General features: G+C 73.1%; 15 protein-coding genes. 10 read left to right on the forward strand and 5 right to left on the reverse strand.

The window, feature by feature from the left end; all coding sequences use genetic code 11:
- The first annotated feature begins 183 nt into the window (after positions 1-183).
- Positions 184-633, forward strand: a complete 450-nt coding sequence (locus tag LHJ74_RS22895; RefSeq protein ID WP_260220041.1) for a GNAT family N-acetyltransferase — start codon at positions 184-186, stop codon at positions 631-633.
- A gap of 234 nt (positions 634-867) precedes the next feature.
- Entirely contained in the window at positions 868-1,587 is a 720-nt protein-coding gene (locus LHJ74_RS22900; protein ID WP_260220042.1) for a DUF4232 domain-containing protein, read from the forward strand.
- Between the two features lie 155 nt (positions 1,588-1,742).
- On the opposite strand, the gene LHJ74_RS22905 is transcribed toward LHJ74_RS22900, so the two are convergent.
- Together LHJ74_RS22905 and LHJ74_RS22910 are read right to left on the reverse strand one after the other, a co-directional pair.
- A complete protein-coding gene (locus LHJ74_RS22905; RefSeq protein ID WP_260220043.1) occupies positions 1,743-3,296 on the reverse strand; it encodes a transcriptional regulator in 1,554 nt (517 codons plus the stop codon).
- Positions 3,297-3,699: 403 nt separating this feature from the next.
- Positions 3,700-7,170, reverse strand: coding sequence for a molecular chaperone Hsp90 (locus LHJ74_RS22910; protein ID WP_260220268.1), 3,471 nt, complete (start codon positions 7,168-7,170; stop codon positions 3,700-3,702).
- A 210-nt stretch (positions 7,171-7,380) separates the two neighbouring features.
- Between LHJ74_RS22910 and LHJ74_RS22915 the strand changes: the two genes are divergently transcribed.
- Together LHJ74_RS22915 and LHJ74_RS22920 are read left to right on the forward strand one after the other, a co-directional pair.
- Positions 7,381-8,103 carry a sulfite exporter TauE/SafE family protein gene (locus LHJ74_RS22915; protein ID WP_260220044.1) on the forward strand — a complete coding sequence of 241 codons (723 nt, stop codon included), beginning with the start codon at positions 7,381-7,383 and terminating at the stop codon, positions 8,101-8,103.
- A gap of 124 nt (positions 8,104-8,227) precedes the next feature.
- Positions 8,228-9,001 (forward strand): amidohydrolase family protein, encoded by a 774-nt coding sequence (locus LHJ74_RS22920; RefSeq protein ID WP_260220045.1) that lies wholly within the window; start codon positions 8,228-8,230, stop codon positions 8,999-9,001.
- A gap of 327 nt (positions 9,002-9,328) precedes the next feature.
- Here LHJ74_RS22920 and LHJ74_RS22925 read toward each other — a convergent pair whose 3' ends face one another.
- Entirely contained in the window at positions 9,329-9,817 is a 489-nt protein-coding gene (locus LHJ74_RS22925; RefSeq protein ID WP_260220046.1) for an Lrp/AsnC family transcriptional regulator, read from the reverse strand.
- A gap of 72 nt (positions 9,818-9,889) precedes the next feature.
- Here LHJ74_RS22925 and LHJ74_RS22930 point away from each other — a divergent pair, with 72 nt between their 5' ends.
- Both LHJ74_RS22930 and LHJ74_RS22935 read left to right on the forward strand, forming a co-directional pair.
- Complete coding sequence (locus tag LHJ74_RS22930) at positions 9,890-10,780, forward strand: EamA family transporter (RefSeq protein WP_260220047.1); 891 nt, start codon at positions 9,890-9,892, stop codon at positions 10,778-10,780.
- A 106-nt stretch (positions 10,781-10,886) separates the two neighbouring features.
- Positions 10,887-11,867: an aldo/keto reductase gene (locus LHJ74_RS22935; protein WP_260220048.1), complete on the forward strand. Its 981-nt coding sequence runs from the start codon at positions 10,887-10,889 to the stop codon at positions 11,865-11,867.
- 374 nt (positions 11,868-12,241) lie between these two features.
- On the opposite strand, the gene LHJ74_RS22940 is transcribed toward LHJ74_RS22935, so the two are convergent.
- Entirely contained in the window at positions 12,242-12,457 is a 216-nt protein-coding gene (locus tag LHJ74_RS22940; protein ID WP_260220049.1) for a helix-turn-helix domain-containing protein, read from the reverse strand.
- Positions 12,457-13,098 (reverse strand): hypothetical protein, encoded by a 642-nt coding sequence (locus LHJ74_RS22945; RefSeq protein WP_260220050.1) that lies wholly within the window; start codon positions 13,096-13,098, stop codon positions 12,457-12,459. The genes LHJ74_RS22940 and LHJ74_RS22945 overlap by 1 nt, the downstream gene beginning before the upstream one ends.
- A gap of 315 nt (positions 13,099-13,413) precedes the next feature.
- Between LHJ74_RS22945 and LHJ74_RS22950 the strand changes: the two genes are divergently transcribed.
- The 4 genes from LHJ74_RS22950 (at position 13,414) to LHJ74_RS22965 (ending at position 16,982) form a co-directional block, all read left to right on the forward strand.
- Positions 13,414-13,860: a helix-turn-helix domain-containing protein gene (locus LHJ74_RS22950; RefSeq protein ID WP_260220051.1), complete on the forward strand. Its 447-nt coding sequence runs from the start codon at positions 13,414-13,416 to the stop codon at positions 13,858-13,860.
- A gap of 177 nt (positions 13,861-14,037) precedes the next feature.
- The gene (locus LHJ74_RS22955; protein WP_260220052.1) at positions 14,038-14,838 is read left to right on the forward strand and encodes a hypothetical protein; all 801 of its coding nucleotides are present in this window, start codon (positions 14,038-14,040) and stop codon (positions 14,836-14,838) included.
- Positions 14,839-15,160: 322 nt separating this feature from the next.
- Positions 15,161-15,424, forward strand: a complete 264-nt coding sequence (locus tag LHJ74_RS22960; protein ID WP_260220053.1) for a hypothetical protein — start codon at positions 15,161-15,163, stop codon at positions 15,422-15,424.
- A 130-nt stretch (positions 15,425-15,554) separates the two neighbouring features.
- Positions 15,555-16,982, forward strand: coding sequence for a vanadium-dependent haloperoxidase (locus LHJ74_RS22965; RefSeq protein WP_260220054.1), 1,428 nt, complete (start codon positions 15,555-15,557; stop codon positions 16,980-16,982).
- The last annotated feature ends 43 nt before the right edge of the window (positions 16,983-17,025 follow it).

Raw genomic sequence — 17,025 nt, forward strand, 5'->3', positions numbered from 1 at the left:
TGATGCGGCCGACTAGCACAGTAGTCACGGAACCGGCGTACCACGGAAGCAGTTCACGGACGACAGGTGAACAACAGGCAACGGAACGGGGCGAGGCCCCCTCCGGCCAGGCCGCCTCCCCGACCCAGCCGTCCGCACGGGTGTTCACCTCCACGAAACAGCTGCCGCGCAGAATCTCACGGCATGAAGATCGAACAGGTTCCTTGGGCGGACCCGGCCGCCCGTGCACTGCGGGCGCGGCAACGCGCGGAAATCGCCGAGATGTACGGCACTCCGGACAGCGAACCCGGGGTGGCCCCGTCGGCGGCGGACATCGCGGTGTTCCTCGTGCTCAGCGACCACGACGGCACCGCGGTGGCATGCGGCGGCCTGCGCGAACTCGACGCGGAAACCGGCGAGGTCAAGCGTATGTACGTGGCCCCCGCTCAGCGCGGCTCCGGCGCGGCCGGGCAGGTGCTCCGCGCGCTGGAGGACTGGGCACGTGCGCGGGGATGGACCGCCCTCCGCCTGGAGACGGGCGACCGCCAACCCGCCGCGGTCCGCTTCTACACGCGCTCCGGCTACCGCCCCATCCCACCCTTCGGCCCCTACGCGGGGACCACGACCTCCCGATGCTTCGAACGGCCGCTGTAGGCGAGGGCGCAGCCGGGCGCCCCGTCCCCGTCCCAGCACTTCGCGCGTCCCGGGGTGGCATTCCAGGTGTTTGCGTTTCCGCAGCTCAGGTGGGGTGGAACGTCCCAGTGTCCCCCATGGGCCGCAGACCGTTGCGCGGTGGGCGAGGAGTCGGTGATCGTGGTGACCACACCGCGGCGTCGAACTTCTCCGCCGAGGTGGTCCATCACTCGTCAAGCCCAGGGGGGCCTTGTCATGCATGCCGCACGCCTTCGCCGTAAGCACACTCTCGTCGCCGTCGCCGCGCTCGCCGCGGCACTCTCCCTGACCGCGTGCGGATCCGAGGACGACGCGGGCAGCGCCGCCAAGGCCGCTGCTTCCACGTCGTCCGCGTCTTCCTCCGGGTCTTCCTCCGGGTCTTCCTCCGGGTCTCCGTCCGCGTCGTCCCCCGCACCGAAGGACAGCGGCACGGGCGGCGCCACCGCCGGCGGCGCCGGTTCCAGCAAGGACGACGCACCCGGCACCGTCGCGGGCGGCGACGGTGCCACCGCAGGGGACCCCTGCTCCGGAGACAACGTGGCCGCCACGGTCACCCGGGTCGATCGCCCGGTGAACCACCTGCTCATCAAGATCACGAACAACAGCAGCGAGCGCTGCGACGCCTTCGGCGCCCCCGCACTGCGATTCGACGAGAGCCAGGCCGCGGTCCGCGTACTGGATGAGTCCCAGCCGCAGTCCGTCGTCGGCGTCGAGCCCGGCGAGTCGGCGTACGCCGCCATCGGACTGTCCAGCGCCGAGAACCAGGGCGAGGGGCTCAGGGACGTCAGCAACCTGGAGATCCACTTCCTGGGCAAGGAACTGCAGGGCTCGGTCGGCAGTGCCCTCGACAAGGCCCTGCCGCAGGGCACCAAGATCGACGACACCGCCTTCGTCACCTACTGGCAGTCCGACCTTCAGGACGCCCTGATGTACTGAGCCCCGCTCAGGACTCCCTCACCCGGCGCACCACGATCCCCGCCCGCGCCGGGTGAGGGACGCACGGCGGACCGCGTCCGCGTTCTCCTCGCCGGCGCCGTCCGCCGGCGCCGCTCCCGTCGGCGCCGCTCCCGTCGGCGCCGCTCCCGTGGCGGTCAGCTCTCCCTCTTGATCCACTCGTCGCCGCCGTTGGGATAGTCGTAGCCGGGGCGGCCGGTGCCGCCGCTGGTGCGGAACGGTGAACCGGCGTTGTCGAGGTGCAGCGTGCCGCGGCGGTTGCCGCTGGACCAGTCCAACCTCAGATCCCAGCGGACCTCGTGCGCGTTGGTGTGCGCGGTGACGTAGAAGACCTCCGGGTCGGTCTCGCTCACCTTGTACGGGAAGTCGCGCTGGCCGTTCTTGACCTCGGCCGCAGGGCTGCCGGCGTCCAGATCGACGTCGAAGGACTTGGTGTCGACCTTGCCGCCGCAGCCGACCCCCATCGAGTAGTCGTTCCAGGCGAGCGGGGCACCCTTGCTGACGACACGCACATGCAGCGCCTCCAGGACGACGGTGTCCTGGCCGGTGCCCTGGAGCGTGAGGGCGACCTGCTGCTCGCCGGAGGCGACGGCGCCGTACGCGGCGGCCCACCGCGGGGCGTCCGGCTCGGCGGCAGGTGGCCCGACCTGCTCGGGCTCACTGTCGACGAGGAAGTGCTGGCTGCACGGACTCTCGTAGACATAGGGGCGGGTGGCGACGCTGAGCGGTGCGGCGCCGCCGGTGGCCGTTTCGCCGCTCTTGGACGCACGGGGCCCCGCCTGGTCGGCGGCGGGTCCGGATCCGGTCCGGGAAGCCGAAGCGGACGGGGGGACGGACCGCTTGCGGCCCGATTCCCTCGCGGACGGTGCGGAGGAGGAGGCCGACGCGGAGGGGGCCCTGGAGCCTTGGGTGCCGGTTGCGTCCGTGGTGGCATCGGCGGCCTGCCGGTCGCCCGCATCCCCTCCGCCCCCGCCCCCGCCGGATGAGGGAATCGTGGCGAGCGCGATGACCCCCAGCACGGCGGCCACGGCGGCGGAGGCGATCAGCACGGTACGGCGGCGTGGCCGGGCGGCGTTGCCTGGCACGCGGTCGGCGACCAACGGCTCTCCGGTCCCGCCGGGACCGACGGGGGTGCCCGCGGCAGGAGCCACGTCCGCGCCGGGAGCCGGGGCCGCGTCAGGGTCCAGGGCGGCGCCGGGAGCGGGGGCCGCGTCGACATCTGGGACCGCACCGGGGGCTGGGACCGCCGCCTCCGGGCCAGCCGCCGGGGGTGAACCGGGCGCCGCCTCCGGGCCAGCCGCCGGGGGTGAACCGGGCGCCGCCTCCGGGCCAGCCGCCGGGGGTGAACCGGGCGCCGCCTCGGGGCTCGCCGCCGGGTCCGGCTCCGCCAGCGCCGCCGGTCGCTCCGTCGCGGCACGGTCCGGCTTCTGGCCCCGGACCGCGTCCGCCAGGATCCACAGCCGGTGCAGCTCCACCAGTTCCGTCGTCGTCGCCCCGCAGACCCTCGCGAGGCGCTCCGCCGGCCCGTACTCGTTCGGCACCACCGTGCCGTTGCAGTAACGGTGCAGCGTCGACGTACTCATGTGCAGGCGCTTGGCCAAAGCCCCGTAACTCAGCCCCGAGCGGTCCTTGAACCCCCGCAGCAGCTCCGCGAACTCACCCGGCCCACCGGCTCCCGTTGCCCCCGACACCCTTCTCCATCTCCGCGTTCCAGCCACGTATGCAAGGACCCGCACGCTCCGTCAGGCCACAGCCCTTCTCCACTGGGGCTCCCATCATCCAAGCATCACACCCACGGAAAGACGAACAGGCCCCGACATGCCCAGTCTCCCGAACCCCTGTACCCGCCTCCTCACGACCGCCGCGAGCGTCGCACTCGCCGCGCTCTCCTTGACCGCGTGCGAAAGCGGAACGGGCGTCCGCTACGAGGGCACCTCCGGTGCGGCGCCCACCATGCCCACCTCCGCACAGGCCGCTGCTGACCAGGATGGTCGCAGTCCTCAATGAGTGGCTGTGACCGGCACTTCCCAACAGACCCTAGGCCAGCAGCGCTTCAGAGTGCTCTTGAGCCGTTTGCGTGCGCGCGCCAGGCCGTCAGTCGTGCCAGCGGGCGCGGGCGAGCTCGGGGGCGCGGGTGGGGTCCTCCAGGAGGGCTGCGGTTTCGAACCGGCGGGTCCAGCGGCCTGCCGCCCAGGCGAGGCCCGCTGCCACGCCCTCCAGGGTGGCCGCGTGCAGGGTGCCGTCCGGGGTGAGGCGCCAGTCCGACTCGATGCCGCCGACGAGCAGTTCGTCGTGTTCGACGTAGGTCGTCGGGGCGCCGGGCAGCAGGGTGCGTACGGCCCCCGGGACGTTGCGTTCGGTGCCCGCGTCGCCGCCGACCGTGCCGTCGGCGGTCTCGCTGAGCCGCCGTACGTCCAGAACCGCCGCCAGGGCGTCGGCCAGTGCGGGCCGTACCGGCAACAGTGGCCGCTCGCCCGCCAGTTGCACCAGGTCGGGGGCGTCGGCGACGACTGCTCCCGCGGCGTCCACCACCCGCACCTGGTCGCCGACGACGGCCCGCAGTTCGTCCGGCAGCGTCACCTCGTCCGGGTCCAGTTCGGCCAGCAGGCTGTAGAGGCCGTGCAGTTGGCTGGTCTCCACCGGCAGGTGCCGGTCGGCCAGCCGTGCCAGCAGTTCGGCCGCACCGCCCGGTCCCTCCAGCAGGGCGGCGGCGGAGGTGCGCACGCCCAAGGCGCGCAGCACCTCGGTGTCGGGGCCCCCATCGGTGCCCGTGGAGAGGGCGGAGGCGTCCGCCTCCTCGTACAGGCCCGCCAGCAGCGGGTCGCCGCCCGCCGCGCGCAGACCGGCCGGGCGGCGCCCGTCCAGCACCGGGTGTCCGCGCAGCCACCAGGCGGTGTAGGGGCGTACGGTCTCGGTCACCCCGTCCGGCAGCAGCACCCGGACGGGGGCGGTGAGCGCGTCCCGCAGCGGCGGCTGGGCCAGCATGGCCAGGGCCTGCGGCCAGCGGTCGTCGGCGACGAGGTCCAGGTCGCGTACGGCGACCAGTTCGGCGATGACGGGCGGCACCGGGGTTTCCGGAAGCGCGTCGAGTACGTCCTCGCACCACACGTCGACCGCGTCCAGCAGGCCGGTGTCGCCAGGGCGCGCGTAGTCGCCGCCGTCCGCACCGCCGTGACCGCCCTGGGCGGCGGGCGGTTCGGAGATCTCGTCCGGGTCGAGTACCACGTCGGTCGCCCGCACCAGGGCGAAGCCCGCCAGCACGCCGACGGCCGTCAGGGTCCGCTCGCCCCAGCGGTCGGCCAGCGCACTGTCGCAGGCGGCGAGTTCGCCCTCGCGGATCACCTGCTCGAAGGGGCTGCCGGGGAAGACGAGTTCGGAGGCAGGTGCCTGCTCGCCGTCCTCGTCGGGCAGGGCGAGGGCGCCCAGCCACGGCTCGTCCCCCGGCTCCAGCGCCGCATCCCGTACGAGGGTGAGGACGGTCTCGGCCAACTCCTCGGCGTCCAGCGTGTCTTCGTCCCACACCTCTCCGGAGTCGAGCGAGTCGGCGACGGCCGCCCGCACCTGCGGGGTGGTGAGCACCGCGCGCGGGGCGGCCGGGGCGGCGCCGAGCCGGTCCAGCAGCGGGTGTGAGGCGTCGGGGTGAGCCACCTTGAGGCCGAGGCGGGCGAGGGAACCGTGCCACTGGACGGTGTCCGGAGCGCGGTCCGACTCGCTCGGCGGCGCGCCCTCCGGCAGCGGCAGCAGCACCTGGCGCGGCCCGATGGTCGTACGGCCGTCGGCGAGCGGCACCGGGAGCCCGGTGAGCCGGTCCGGGTCCACTCCCGCGAGGGAGTCGTAGAGCCGCCACCACCAGCCTGGTTCCCGCCGCACACCGGCAAGCCGGTCGATCGCCTCGCCCAACGGCACCCGCGCCACCTCCAGGGCGCGCAGCTCGGGGCGGCGCTCCAGCCCGGCGGGCAGCAGGCTGGGGAAGAGCTCGGCCAGCACGGCGACCGTTTCGGCACCGGCGCCCTCCACCACCTCGGCCTCGCGGGGCCGCAGGCGGGCCGGGCGCTCCTCACGCAGCGAGTCGGCACCGACGTCGGCCGCGCCGTCGAGGGCGGAACCGGCTGCGGCATCGGCTGCGGAACCGGCCTCTCCTGCCTCGCCCGGGGCGCCCGCTTCCAGCGGGGCGGCCGGAGGCAGGAAGGGGACGCGGGGCAGCCGCTCCAGCAGCAGACCGCGCAGCGTGCCGTCGAGGGCGCCCCTGCCCAGCGGGCCCGGCACCAGGTCGAGGATGCCGGTGCCGACCGGTTCCCAGCCGCGGAGGAGGTCCACGTAGGCGTCCGCCGCGCGCTCGACCACGAAGTCGGCGAGCGGCCCGGGGGCGACGTGCCTGCGGGTCGGCTCCATCGGGAAGGTGGCGATCAGCAGGGCGGGCAGCCCCAGCGGCTCGTCGGTGGGGGTCGGAGCGTGGACGAACGGAGCGGTCAGCGGGCGGGCGGGTGCGCCCTCCGCGTCCACCGGAACCGCCCAGGTCACCGACCACCAGGGGCGCAGCCGCTCCTCCAGGGGGCGGTCGGCGAAGAGGGCGGGGTCGGCGCGGCCGCCGGCCTGCTCCACCCGCCAGCGGGTGGAGGTGGCGGGCGGCGCGGCCGCGGCCGTCGCCGGGGCGGTCGCCGCAGGTGCGGTCTCGTCGTCGACGATCACATACGGGCCGTCCGTGCGGCGGGCCAGCGTACGGACGCCGTCCGGGGTGTCCACGACGATCTCGGCAAGGCCGGGGAGGGTGAGCAGCAGCGCGTCGTCGATTCCGGCGAGCAGCCGCACGGTCAGCTCGGTCGCCGCCGTGTCGCGGAGCGGCAGCACCACGGCGGTGTCGTAGCCCTCGGGTGCGGTGCCCTCGGCGGGCAGCGGCAGCCGGAGCAGCGGCACATGGCCCTCGCGGCGGCGCAGTTCTTCGGCGAGGGCGCCCTCGCCGCCGGAACCGGCAGCCGTGACCCCGCCCGCGCCGCCACTGGCACCACCGCCGCCCGTGCCCGCTTCGCGCGCCAGTTCGCGTGCCTCGGCGAGCGACCAGCGCACGCCGCCGCCACGGCCGACGACGGCCGGTTCGTCACTCACCGCGAGGACGGCGGCGAACCCGACGCCGTACCGCCCCACCGGCGCGGGCGCCTGCTCCTCCGGACGCCCCCCGATGCCGGCTTCGGGGCCGGCTTCGGGGCCTGCTTCGGGGCCTGCTTCGGGGCCGGTCACCGTCTGCTCGTCGCGTTTCGCGGACGCGCGCAGTGTGGACAGCGACTCGACGCCCGCCGCGTCCAGCGCGGCCCCCGTGTTCGCGGCGACCAGCACCCCTTCGCGCAGGACGAAGCGGATCCGCCCGCGCTTCCCGGCGCGCGCCGCAGCGTCGGCGGCGTTCTGCGCCAGCTCGACGACGAGCCGGTCCCGGTAGCCGCCGAGGGCCAGGTCCTGTTCGGCGTTGGCGTCCTCTCGGAAGCGGGCCGACGACGCGGCCCACGCGTCCAGCACACCGCGCCGCAGTCGCGCGGTCCCGAACGGGTCCTCGCCCGGCTCCCGCCGCACCATCACCGTGCCGCCGCTGCTCACGCTGCCGCCTCCTCGCTGCTTCCCAGCGGTCCGGACGGGCTCCGTGACCGCCTTCAGGCGACCTTACGGCCGCCCATCCGGTGACCGTACGGCATCCCCGCACGGGTCCCGCGCGGCGGGCACGCCGGTCCTGTGCGCCGGGCACGCGACCGTCCTCTACGGCGAACGCAGGCGATACGCTCGCCTCCCGTGCCCGAACTCCAGTTCCTCCTCATCGCCGGTACGGCCGTGTTCCTCGGCTCGCTCGTCCAAACCGGCGTCGGTCTCGGACTGGGACTGGTGGCCGCGCCGGTGCTCGTACTCCTGGAGCCCCCGCTGATGCCCGGCGCACTGCTCACCACCACGGTGGTGCTCCCGCTGCTCACCGTCTGCACGGAGTGGCAGCACATCGACTGGCGCGGCCTGGCCTGGGGCCTGCCCGCCCGAATACCGGGCGCGGTGGCCGGAGCGTGGCTGGTCACCGCCCTCGAACCGCGTGTGCTGGGCGCGGCGGTCGGCGTGTCCGTGCTGCTGGGGGTCGCCGCCTCGCTGTGGGGGCACGGGCCGGTACGCCTCACGCCCGCCTTGCTGGTGAGCGCCGGAACGGTCGCGGGCATCACGGGCACCGCGACCTCGATCGCCGGGCCCCCGCTCGCGCTCCTCTACCAGCACCAGCCCGCCGCCCGCGTCCGCGCGACCCTGGGCGGCTTCTTCCTCGGCGGCACGCTGGTCTCGCTGCTGACGCTCGCCGCCGCAGGCGAACTGACCGGCCGCCAGCTGCACCACGGCCTGGTACTCGTCCCCTTCGTCGTCGCGGGCTTCCTGCTGGGCCGCCCGGTCACCCGCCGGCTGAGCACGACGGGCCTGCGCACGAGCCTGCTGTGGGTGGTCTCCTTCTCGGGCATCGCCCTGATCGCCCGCTCCCTGCTCTGACGCGGCGCTAGAGTCCGGGACAGACCCTGGGCGGGGCCGCCGTCCGGCGGCCGGAGAGGCGGGAACCGTGCCGGTCATCGACGCATGGATGCAGCATCCGACGCTGCGCCACTCCACTCACGAAATGTTCGAGTCACTGTGGAGGTGGACCAGGCAGGAGCCGCCGACGGAGCCGCTGCCCGTGGAGACGACGGTCGCCGCGCTGCGGGCCGCCGATGTGGAGATCGGCCTGGCGGCAGCCTGGTACGGGCCGCAGGGCGCCCTGATCACCAATGACGAGGTCGCAGGCTTCGTCGCCAAGTCGGAGGGACGCCTGCGCGGCGTCGCGGGCGCGGATCTGGCCCGGCCCATGACGGCGGTACGGGAGTTGCGGCGGGCCGTACGGGAGCTGGGCTTCGTGGCGCTCCGGATCGTGCCGTGGCTCTGGGACCTGCCGCCCACCGACCGGCTCTACTACCCGCTGTACGCCGAGTGCGTGGAGCTGGGCATCCCGTTCTGCACCCAGGTCGGCCACACCGGTCCCCTGCGGTCCTCGGAGACGGGGCGGCCCATTCCGTACATCGACCGGGTCGCACTGGACTTCCCGGAACTGGTCCTCGTGTGCGGGCACATCGGCTACCCGTGGACGTCGGAGATGATCGCCGTCTCCGACAAGCACGAGAACGTCTACATCGACACCAGCGCCTACACCGCCCGGCGCTACCCGGCGGAACTGGTGGACTACCTGCGCGGACGGGGTCGGAGCAAGGTCCTGTTCGGCACGAACTACCCGATGATCACCCCCCTTCAGGCGCTGGAACACCTGGACACCTGGGAGCTGGACGCCGAGGTCCGCGACCTTTTCCTCTCCGCCAACGCCCGCCGCGTCTTCCGCCTCCAAGGCGTGTTGGAGAAGTAGCGCCGGCCGCCCGGAGGGCGGTTCTGGCGGGGTCCGGTGCGTGCGATCGCAAGGCGGAAGGAGGAGAGCGCGGCGGGCTGCGCCGACGACGGACAACGCAGCGAGCGTGCGTGCCGGACCCCGCCAGACAGGCGGGACTTCTCCAACACGCCCCGGGCGTCACGTTCGGATCTTGGCGGGGCAGCCACCTTCCACGGTCTACTCCGACCCGGAGCTGCTCGCCACCCTGGCAGCCGACACCCACGACGACTTCGGCCCGGCCGCGGAGCCGGAGGCCCAGACGTGACGCCCCTTCCCGCGGCCCGGTCTCCAGATCCCGCGCGGACGTCAGGGGAGGAGGGGGCGGGGCGGGACGGGGGTGGAGACGATGAGGGAGCTGGTGGTCTGGCCGTGGACGAGGAAGCGGTCGAGGACGCCTTCGAGCGCGGCGAGTTCCGCGACATGCACCTTGATCAGGAAGCAGTCCTCGCCGGAGATCCGATGGCACTCGCTGACCTCGGGGGTCCGTTCGGCCAGCTCCGTGATGCGTGACATCTGCCCGGGCCCCGGCCGCAGCCGTACCCACGCGGCGACCGGCAGGCCCAGCGCTGCCGGGTCCACGTCGAGCCGGTAGCCCCGGATGACCCCGGCCTCCTCCAGCCGCCGCACCCGGTCGCGCACCGTGGGGGCGGAAACGCCGAGGTCTCTGGCCAGCTCGGAGGCGTTCCGCCGGGGGTCGGCGGCCAGCAGCCGCAACAGCTCCCGGCTCAGCTCGTCCGCCGGCAGGGATGACGGTTTTCCGATCTGAAAGCCGTTCGCGGTCATCGCTTTCCCCATTGATGACTCCTGGCCAGCCAGGGCTTCGACTGTCCATGGATATCCGGTGAATGGCTTCCTAGGTTAGTGGACATGCAGAAGCTCGCCCTCGGAGACCGTGCGGCAGCGCCCCGTACGGACCGTGTGCCGCCGCATGCCTGGTTCGTCGGGAGCGCCGTCTTCCACTACCTCGGCCCGGCCTGCGCCGTCCTGCTGTTCGCCCAGGTCGAGCCGCTGGGTGTGGCGTGGCTGCGGATCGTGTCGGCGGCCGCCGTCTTCGCCCTGTGGCGGCGGCCGTGGCGCCACTGGCGGGCCGCCGACCACGAAACCCGCCGCACACTGCTGGCCTGGGGCGGGGTGCTGGCGGTGATGAACTCCAGCTTCTATCTCGCCGTCGACCGACTGCCGCTGGGCACCGTCGCCGCGATCGAGTTCCTGCCGGTGGTCGGGCTGGCGGCCCTCGCCGTACGGGCGCCGCGCAACCTGCTTGCGCTGGTCGCAGCCGTTGCCGGGGTGTACCTGCTCACGGACGTGCATCTGACGGCCGAACCGGTGGGGCTGGCCTTCGCGGGCCTGAACGCGGCCCTCTTCGCGCTCTACGTCGTCCTTGCCCACCGCGCCTCCCGGCACCCGGCCGTGAGCGGGATCGACGCGCTCGCGTCGGCCATGCTCATCGCCTCGGTTGCCGCTCTGCCCTTCGGTATCGCCGAGGCCCGACCCGCGTTCACCGACCCCTTGCTGCTGGGCGCCGCCGTCGGGGTGGGCGTCTGCTCCTCGGTGATCCCGTACGTGTGCGATCAGCTGGCGATGGCCCGGCTCAGCCGTGGTTCCTACGCGTTGCTCGTCTCGCTGCTGCCCGCCACGGCGACCGTCATCGGTCTCGTCGTGCTCCGCCAGATCCCGTCAGCGCCGGAGGTCACCGGGGTCGTGCTCGTCGTCCTCGGAGTGGCGGTGCACCGCGAGAAGCCGCCGACGCCGGACTGACCGGTCCGCGCCCTCAGCACCCCGCACCTGTGCCTCCGCACCCGCACCCGCACCGGCTTTCGCATACGGCGGACGACCGGATCACGACACCAGCGAAGGACCCCTTGTGCACAACGTCCGACTCGGCGGCACCGGCCTCGCCGTCTCACGAATCTGCCTGGGCATGATGAGCTACGGCGACACCTCACGGCGCGGCTGGCACCTGGACGAAACCGCCGCCGAACCACTGCTGAGGCGCGCGGTGGAAGCGGGTGTCACCTTCTTCGACACGGCCGACATGTACGACGACGGCGCCAGCGAGGAGGTGACGGGACGGCTGCTGGGCAAACTCTTCCGCCACCGGGAGGAGTACGTACTGGCCACCAAGGTCTACTACCCGACCGGGCCGTCCGCCATGGAACGCGGCCTGTCCCGCAAGCACATCATGGCCGCGGTGGACGCCTCGCTGCGCAGGCTGGGCACCGACTACATCGACCTCTACCAGATCCACCGCTGGGACTACACGACACCGATCGAGGAGACCATGGCCGCACTGCACGACGTGGTGCGGGCAGGCAAGGTCCGCTACCTCGGGGCGTCGAGCATGTGGGCCTGGCAGTTCGCGAAGGCGCAGGAGAGCGCGCGGGCGGCCGGATCGACACGGTTCGCGTCGATGCAGAACCACTACAACCTGGTCTACCGGGAAGAGGAACGGGAGATGATCCCGCTCTGCGTCGACCAGGGCGTCGGCGTACTGCCCTACAGCCCGCTGGCACGCGGGCTGCTGACCGGCAGCCGCGACCGCGACGGCCGCCCGCGCACGGCACGGGCGGGCAACGATGCGCTGGCCGACGAGATGTACGAGGAGGCCGACTTCGACGTCGTCGACGCCGTACGCGGCCTGGCGGCCGAGCGGGGCCTCCCGGCGGCTCAGGTCGCGCTGGCCTGGCTGCTGCACAACCCGGCGGTGACGGCGCCGATCGTCGGGGCGACGCGGCTCGCGCACATCGAGGACGCGATCGCGGCGGTCGACGTCTCGCTGAGCGAGGAGGAACGGGGGCGCCTGGCGGCGCCGTACCGCCCACATCGGGTGCTGCACCACGTCTAGGCTCCGTCCGGGCGATCCTCTCGTGGCCTGCGACGCCCGGCACCCCACGTCGCCGCGCTGCCGGAGTCGCCGGAGTGCGCGCAGTCCGAGGGCGATCCGCCGCCTTGCCCCCGCCCCCGCCTGCGGCAGGGACGGGGGGCAGCGACGCGATCCGGCCGCCTGCCCCGCCTATTGCTCCCGCCGGCCACGCCCACACCGCGACGCGTGAGGCTGCGGGGGCCGGGCGGGGGAGGCGGCGTGAGCCGGTCGTCTGCCCCGCCCGGTTGTTCCCGCTCCGCGGGTCGGGCCACCGCCCCGCAGCGGGCGCGGTGCCCGGCCGCCACGCTGCCGGGGGCGTGCTGCGGCGGCTCGCGGCGCGGGGGCGGGCTGCCGCGTCAGGTGGACGTGCCCTGTTCCCGGCCGCGGCCCCGGCCGGGCCCGCGGCCACTCGTCCGTGCGGAGCGTTCCGCCGCGAAAACGTCTTCGAGCCGGTAGACGAGCATCCGGCCGTGCTTCCCCGCAGGGGTGAGGCGGCCGAGCTGGACCCACTTGCGGACGGTGGCGGGCGAGACCCGGGCCTCGCGAGCGGCCATCGCGCTGGTGATGAGCATCAGCCCACCCCCTCGGCCCGCTCCCACCCCGCTGGTTCCGTCTCCGGCCAGACGTGGCGGTGTGCGGGGTCCGTCCAGCAGTCGCATGCCGGGTCGCCGCAGCGGCAGGCGGGGTTGATGCACATCACGGCGCCGCGCTCGGGGAACGCCCGCAGCGATACCGAGCCGCAGTGCGGGCACCGCCCCTCCACGGCCGTCATCGGTTCGCTGTCGCCCAGGGCGCGTGCGCACCGGCGTGCCAGGCGGCGGGCCTCGGACCGTACGTGGGCGGCCAGCACAGGGTGGGCGGCGACGTCGTCGAGCTGTGCGAGCAGTCGGCCGAGCCGCTGCGGTACGGGGACGCGGCGGGCCCTGGCGAGGCCGAGCTTCTCCCGTACCGCCTCCTCCAGTTCGGTGACGCCGTCGCTGATGTCGCGGAGTGCGTCGGAGACGTGGAGCCGGAGCGGCGCGGTGGTACGGACGGGGGTGGCCGGGCCGGGGGTGGTGCGGCCCGCGCCGGGTGAGCGTCCGCCGGGGGTCAGTTCCTCGAGCAGTTCGGGGTACTGGCCGCGCAACAGCGTGAGCCAGTGGGCTGCTTCGTGGCGCGGGCTCGTACGGTCCGACGCTCCGCCGCCGGCGCAGCCCCGCGCGTGGGGGCTCATGCGGCACCACCTCGCGCGGGGGCCGGACGGGACGGAAGTCCCGGGCGGGCTGCCCATGCGTGCCATCTTCGGCCGGACGTGTTCGCTGTCATGAGGGCTCCAGGGTGATCATCGTGCGAATGCGGTCGACTGACCCGGAATGACTAATTGCGCACTCGCACGATAATCCTGCGACAAGCCGGGGCGCAACCGGTACGGACACACGACGGAGCACCGGAACGTACACGAATCCGCCACAGTTTCGCTCTCGATCGCACGTAATACCGCGCGCGAAAGCGCGTTATGCTAGCGTCCCACGAACCGGGAGAGCGCATCATGGCAGCCAAAGAACAGCTGGAGAGCTTCGCATCCTGGATCGAGCAGGTGATCCGTGACCGTGGATACGACATCGACAGCCCCAGAGGGGGCGGCAAGTCCCGGCTCGCCGACGCGGCCGGCATCCATCGCGCCGCGATCACCCGGCTCCTGCAACGGCACAGCATGCCCGACCTGGAAACCCTCCGGAGACTGGCACGCGTACTGCGTGTACCTGTCAGGGACATGCTGATCCGTTCCGGTCAGCTCACCCCGGCCGAACTGCCGCCCAACACACCCGAGGATGCGGAGACCGAGGAGACGGGCAGCCCTCCGCTCACTCTGGAACGGGCGGCGGTACTGCTCGGCATCCCCGTCGACCAGCGGGAGATCTTCGTCCGGGTCGCGGCACAGTTCATGCCCGAGACCGGGGACACGGCGTCCGAGAGCGCCCGGCGCGCCAACTGACACCCCGCATACCCGGCCGGGAAACCCCCTGTCACACCCGACCCGTCGGCACCCCCTTGCCGTACGATGTGAGTTGACCGGCTGACTGGAAAACCCCTGGTCGGCACCCCCCAGTCGGTCACCCTGGTATCGGTGCACCCTGCCGGGGTGCTGTGGCAGCCGATACGGGGAGAATCCGTGCCCGAGCGCGACCGGCCCGGTGAAGACGACTTCGACGACGACCTCATGGCCCTGCTCTCCCGTGTCGACAGCCTCGCCGAAGCACATCCACCCGATGAACTCGTCGTGCTCACCAAGGAAGAACTCCAACGCAGGGAGTTCCAGGCGTACGCCGCCGGATGGCAGGACGCGGAGGAAGCGCGCCTGGAGGAGGCCGACCAGCAGCGCTCCCCGGACACCGTCACCCCGTCCGCAGCCGCGTCGGCGAGAAGCCGGATGCGGCTCGTACCGCCGGACGCCGCGCCGGCCGACGTGCTGACGTTCCCCATGGACCGGGTGAACACCCCTCCCCCGGCCACCGCTTCACCCCCGCCCTCCTCCTCACCGGGCACCGCTGTGACCTCCGCCACCGCCGCGGCCTCCGAGCCCAACGGCGAAGCAGGCAGGGCGCCGGCCGCGAAATCCCCCGGCACCTCCCGTCAGGTTTCCGAAGAGCAGGGGCCGGAGCTGGTCCTCGACGCCAAGCCGGCCACCTCGCGGGCCCCTGACATCCCCCCGCTGCGACACGGTCCGGGCCTGCGCAGCAGGGCACGGGCCGCTCCCGCCGAGCCGGTCGAGCCGGTCGAGCCGGAGCCGGGACCGTTGTCCGCAACGGGGTTACCGGGGTTACCCACGACACCGGAGTTACCAGGGCCGAGACCACTGGCACCTGCACGCCCTCATCAGCCGCAGCAGGCAGTACGCGGCGCGCACGACCCGTACGACCCGTACGACCCGTACGACCCCGACAGCTCAGAGGGGCAGCGGGAGGGAAGGTGACCCGGCCGCAGCGCGACCGCGGGACTCCCCACCATCTGGGGGCCTGGCCGGATCTGCACACCCTTTTGAACCTTCTTACTTGCGCGCACGCACACTATCGTTCACACTTGGCGCAGCGGCGGAGCTGTGCCCGTGTCCCGGGCCCGGCCCCGCCGTTCGTGTCTCCCGCTCCCGCTGATGCCACCCCCGGCGGAATCATCCCCATGCTGCTCAGCAGCGCTGACTCCGTACTCACTCTGCGCACCACGCCTCCCACACCCCGCCTGTTCACGCGGAGGGAGGTCGTAAGCGGCGGCCGAATCGGCAGAAGGTAGTGACGTTGATGACAGAGGGCTACGCCATCAGGCAGTTGGAGCACCAGATCGCCCAAGCGCTCCACCGGATCACCGCCGTCGGCGCTCCCGGCAGGCTGCGCAGTCCCGAGAGCGAACCCCTACTGGACGCGATCCGCGAGGAACTGAACGCGCGTGATCTGCGGGCATACACCAGCGGTTGGCAGGACGCCGTCGAAGCTGCCCACCAGGCGGAGCCCGCCTCGTCCTCCGCCCCGAGGCCGTCCCGCCTCCGCACGGCCAGGGATCGCTGACCCGCACGGGCAGCGCCCGTCCCGCACCACGGCACACCAGAAGCAAGCCCGCGCAGCCGCTGCCGGGCTCCATCACGCTGCCCTCGGGGCACTTTGCCCCGAAGGGCGGCATTTCCGAAGTGAGATGTCCATGGATCCGATCCTGTACTGGAACGAGGCCGCCCTCGAGGCGGACCGCGTCACCCACACCACCCGTGCACCGGAAGAGGCCGGTACGCAAGGCCCGCTCGGCAGCTCCCGCGCCCTCGCCATCGTCCATCTCTCCATGCACGACGCCTACTTCGGCATCAACGTGGGCCACCCCTGCTACCTGGGTGCGGACCTGCCGCAGGTCGCGCCGGGTGCGGATGTCAGCGCCGCGATCGCGGGCGCCGCTCACTCCGCCCTCAGCGCGCTGTATCCGGCACAGAAGGCGTACTTCGACGCATGGCACGCCGCGGCCCAGCTCACGGCCGGCAAGCCGCACGACGACGGTCACGCCTTCGGCAACCAGATCGCGGCCCGAGTGCTGGAACTGCGCCGGGGTGACCCCGGTTACGGCGACGACGGTTACGCCTCCTCTCCGCTTCCTCCGCACCACCGGCTGGACCCGGACGCCCAGGACCAGGGCTTCTACGCGCCCTTCTACGGTGCCCGGTCCCGCTGTTTCGCGGTGACCGAACGCCACAGCCTCGACGCCCCCGCCCAGCCCGGAACCGCGGAGTACAGCAGGGCGTACCGGGAGGTGCGCAGCAAGGGCATCGCCCCGGAACTGGTGGGGACGCTGCCCGCCGAGCTGCTGCCGTCCCGCACGGCCGCCGAGACCAGCATCGGCGTCTTCTGGGGCTATGACGGCGCAAGAGGGCTGGGGACGCCTCCCCGGCTGCTGAACCAGATCATCCGACAGGTCGCCGTCGCACAGGGCAACGAACTCGCCCAGAACGCCCGGCTGTTCGCCCTGGTCAACACGGCGATGGCCGATGCGGGCATCCTGGCCTGGAGCGACAAGTACACCTTCGACCTGTGGCGTCCGGTGGTCGGCATCCGGGAGCACGACTTCGCGGTCGGCCCGGCGAGGTGCGGCGGCGAGGCCCCCGAGCCGCAGGGTGACCCGGGATGGCTGCCGCTCGGCGCTCCGAACACCAACAACGTCGGGCAGAAGAACACGACTCCGCCGTTCCCGACCTACCCCTCGGGCCACGCGACCTTCGGCGCTGCGGCCCTTCAGTCCGCCCGCCTCTTCTACGGCCAGGGAAACCTCGGCCCGGACACGCTGACCAGGGGCCTGGAGTTCGTCTCCGACGAATTCAACGGAACCAACGCCGACAACAGCGGCACCGTACGGCCGCGCCTGGTACGCCGGTTCCCCGGCGGACTGTGGCAGATGATCGAGGAGAACGGCCGCAGCCGGGTCTATCTCGGCGTGCACTGGGTCTTCGACGCATTCGCCGTCGACGAGGCCAACGAGGTGGACCTGAGCCGGAACATCGGCGGCGTCCGCCTCGGTCTCGACATCGCCAACGACATCGCCGCGCACGGGCTCACCTCCGCCGACGCCGCCGGGCCCGCCGCGCGGTGACCCAGCGCCCCGCCCCTCGCCGCATCCGGCGACGCGCGGCACA

This window comes from Streptomyces gossypii (assembly GCF_025165795.1).
GTDB classification, from domain to species: Bacteria; Actinomycetota; Actinomycetes; order Streptomycetales; family Streptomycetaceae; genus Streptomyces; species Streptomyces gossypii.

Coding starts and splice junctions, on each gene's coding strand:
- LHJ74_RS22950 (WP_260220051.1), top strand. CDS start 13,414: ATGGCAGCCAAAGAACAGCTGGAGAGCTTCGCATCCTGGATCGAGCAG.
- LHJ74_RS22920 (WP_260220045.1), top strand. CDS start 8,228: ATGTTCGAGTCACTGTGGAGGTGGACCAGGCAGGAGCCGCCGACGGAG.
- LHJ74_RS22945 (WP_260220050.1), bottom strand. CDS start 13,098: ATGAGCCCCCACGCGCGGGGCTGCGCCGGCGGCGGAGCGTCGGACCGT.
- LHJ74_RS22895 (WP_260220041.1), top strand. CDS start 184: ATGAAGATCGAACAGGTTCCTTGGGCGGACCCGGCCGCCCGTGCACTG.
- LHJ74_RS22900 (WP_260220042.1), top strand. CDS start 868: ATGCATGCCGCACGCCTTCGCCGTAAGCACACTCTCGTCGCCGTCGCC.
- LHJ74_RS22930 (WP_260220047.1), top strand. CDS start 9,890: ATGCAGAAGCTCGCCCTCGGAGACCGTGCGGCAGCGCCCCGTACGGAC.
- LHJ74_RS22965 (WP_260220054.1), top strand. CDS start 15,555: ATGGATCCGATCCTGTACTGGAACGAGGCCGCCCTCGAGGCGGACCGC.
- LHJ74_RS22960 (WP_260220053.1), top strand. CDS start 15,161: ATGACAGAGGGCTACGCCATCAGGCAGTTGGAGCACCAGATCGCCCAA.
- LHJ74_RS22925 (WP_260220046.1), bottom strand. CDS start 9,817: ATGGGGAAAGCGATGACCGCGAACGGCTTTCAGATCGGAAAACCGTCA.
- LHJ74_RS22910 (WP_260220268.1), bottom strand. CDS start 7,170: ATGGTGCGGCGGGAGCCGGGCGAGGACCCGTTCGGGACCGCGCGACTG.
- LHJ74_RS22940 (WP_260220049.1), bottom strand. CDS start 12,457: ATGCTCATCACCAGCGCGATGGCCGCTCGCGAGGCCCGGGTCTCGCCC.